This is a genomic window from Paraburkholderia mimosarum LMG 23256 = NBRC 106338, assembly GCF_000739815.1.
Classification (GTDB): domain Bacteria; phylum Pseudomonadota; class Gammaproteobacteria; order Burkholderiales; family Burkholderiaceae; genus Paraburkholderia; species Paraburkholderia mimosarum.
In genome coordinates this window covers 1-2,595 of the sequence record NZ_BBJJ01000226.1, presented here as the reverse complement: position 1 = coordinate 2,595, position 2,595 = coordinate 1, and the positions used below count along the sequence as shown (strand labels likewise).

The window sequence follows — 2,595 nt, the reverse complement described above, 5'->3', positions numbered from 1 at the left end:
CGAACGGCTGCGCCGTCTGGACCTGAGTCTGGCTGTACGCGACCTGTTCCAGACCCCGGTGCTGTCCGCACTGGCTCGCGTCCTAGGCCAGCATCGCGAAGTGCCGGTGCCGCCTAATCAGATTGCGCTGGATTGCCAGACCATCACGCCCGACCTGCTGCCTCTAATCGATCTCTCTCAGGACGAAATCGATCGTATCGTGGCCAATGTGCCGGGGGGGACCTCTACGATACAGGACATCTATGCCCTCTCTCCCTTACAGGACGGCATCCTGTTTCACCACCTGCTGACCACTGACGGTGACCCCTATCTGCTGCTCGTTCAAATGGCTTTCACGGAACGTGATACGCTGGACCGTTATTTGGCCGCAGTCCAGCACGTTGTCAATCGACACGACATTCTGCGTACCGCATTCGTCTGGGAAGGCCTGTCAAATCCCGCCCAGGTGGTCTGGCGGCAAGCTTCGCTGCCAGTAACTGAGCTGAAACTCTCGCCGGCGGACGGTCCCGTTACCGTCCAACTGGCTGGGCGTTTCGATCCCCACCAGTACCGGATCGATCTAAGCCAGGCGCCGCTGCTGCGCTTTGTAGTCGCGCAAGATGAACTAGGACGCTGGATCCTACTCACCCTGCTACATCATCTGATTAGCGACCATTCGACGCTAGAGGTGATGCAGGCAGAGGTGCGGGCATTCATGGAAGATCCAGGTGCAACGCTGCCATCGCCCGAACCGTTCCGTAATCTTATCGCACAAGCCCGACTGGGAACCTCGACAGAAGAACACGAACGCTTCTTCCAGGCAATGCTCGCGGACGTCACTGAGCCAACGCTGCCGTTCGGGCTGGCCGAGGTACACCGTGATGGCTCTCAGGTAGGCGAGACCCGGCGAATGCTATCCTCCGATTTGAACCTGAGGCTGCGTGCACAGGCCAAACACCTGGGCGTGAGTCTCGCCAGCCTGTGTCATGTCGCGTGGGCGCAAGTGCTTGCGCGTACCAGTGGGCAGGAACAGGTCGTATTCGGCACGGTCTTGTTCGGGCGGATGCAAGCAGGCGAAGGAGCAGATCGGGCGATGGGGCTGTTCATCAACACGCTGCCGCTTCGGTTGGATATGGATGAGGTCAGTGTGGCCGAGCGCGTGCGTCATACGCATGCAAGGCTGGCGGAACTGCTGGAGCACGAACATGCTTCGCTCGCGCTGGCTCAGCGATGCAGTGGCGTACCAGCAGGCACGCCACTGTTCAGTGCGCTGCTGAATTACCGGCATAACTCGAAACCGTTCGGCGAGACCGAGGCAAACGAAACCTTGTCGGGTATCGAAATGCTCAGTTCCCACGAGAGGACCAACTATCCATTCGTGCTGTCGGTGGAGGATTACGGACAGGCGCTGGGGATGACGGCGCAGGTGCAATCGCCCATCGATTCGCAGCGGGTATGTGGGTATATGGAACAGGCGCTCTGCAGTCTGGCCGATGCGCTGGAGCAGACTCCTGATCAGCCGGCGCGTCAATTGGAGGTGATACCCAAAGCGGAGCGGGAACTGCTACTGCAGATCTGGAACGCAACCGAGGCGCCCTATCCCGATCAGGCGTGCATCCACCAGTTGTTCGAAGAGCAAACGGAGCGAACGCCCGAAGCAATCGCATTGGTTCACGAATGCCAGCAGTTGAAGTATGCGGAGTTGAATGAGAAAGCTAATCGTCTGGCAAACCGTCTGATCATGTCCGGTGTGGCACCAGGCGATTATGTTGCCACCCTACTGGAGCGTTCGATCGATCTGATCGTGGCTCAACTGGCCATTCTGAAAGCAGGCGCCGCCTACGTACCACTCGATCCGCAAGGCCCCGCTGAACGGCAGGCCTGGATCCTTGACGATTGTTCAGCTCGCCTGCTGATCACGGATGTTCCCGAGGCACCCCTCCCAGTCGCAGTATTGCCGCCAACCGACTCGGGTGTCGCTCAGCCAAGTCCTGCTCTAAAAGCAGCAGCTCTCGATACGGCCTATGTCATGTATACATCGGGCTCGACCGGTACCCCCAAGGGGGTGCTCGTGCCTCATAGAGCGGTCGCCCGGCTGGTCAAGAACAACAGCTATGCCAAGATTGGCCTAGATGATAGGGTCGCCTTTGTGGCAAATCCCGCCTTCGATGCCAGCACTTTTGAAGTATGGGGACCACTGCTCAACGGTGGCGCAGTGATTATTGTCGATAGCGATCATGTCCTTGATGCTCAAGGCTTGGCTGAAATCATTAGCCGTGACAAAGTCACCGCGCTGTTCATTACAACTGCTTTATTCAACCAATTTGTTCCCGAAATTGGATCAACCTTTGCTCGACTGCGATTCCTGCTCTGTGGGGGAGAACAGGAAAAACATGAGATTTTTGGAGCATTGCTAAAGCATGGAGGACCGGAAAAACTCATCCACTGTTATGGTCCCACCGAGAGCACGACCTTTTCTACCACGTATGAAGTGTCAGAAAAGAATTGCGGCAATCATCTGCCGATCGGTCGGCCGATCTCGAACACTCAGATTTACCTGCTAGACAGCCACGGTCAACCGGTGCCGCTAGGCGCAGTGGGTGAACTGTATATCAG

General features: G+C 57.4%; 1 protein-coding gene. It reads left to right on the top strand.

The window, feature by feature from the left end; all coding sequences use genetic code 11:
* On the top strand, positions 1–2,595 hold a 2,595-nt coding region (locus BMI01S_RS36855; protein WP_042293187.1), incomplete at both ends, for an AMP-binding protein.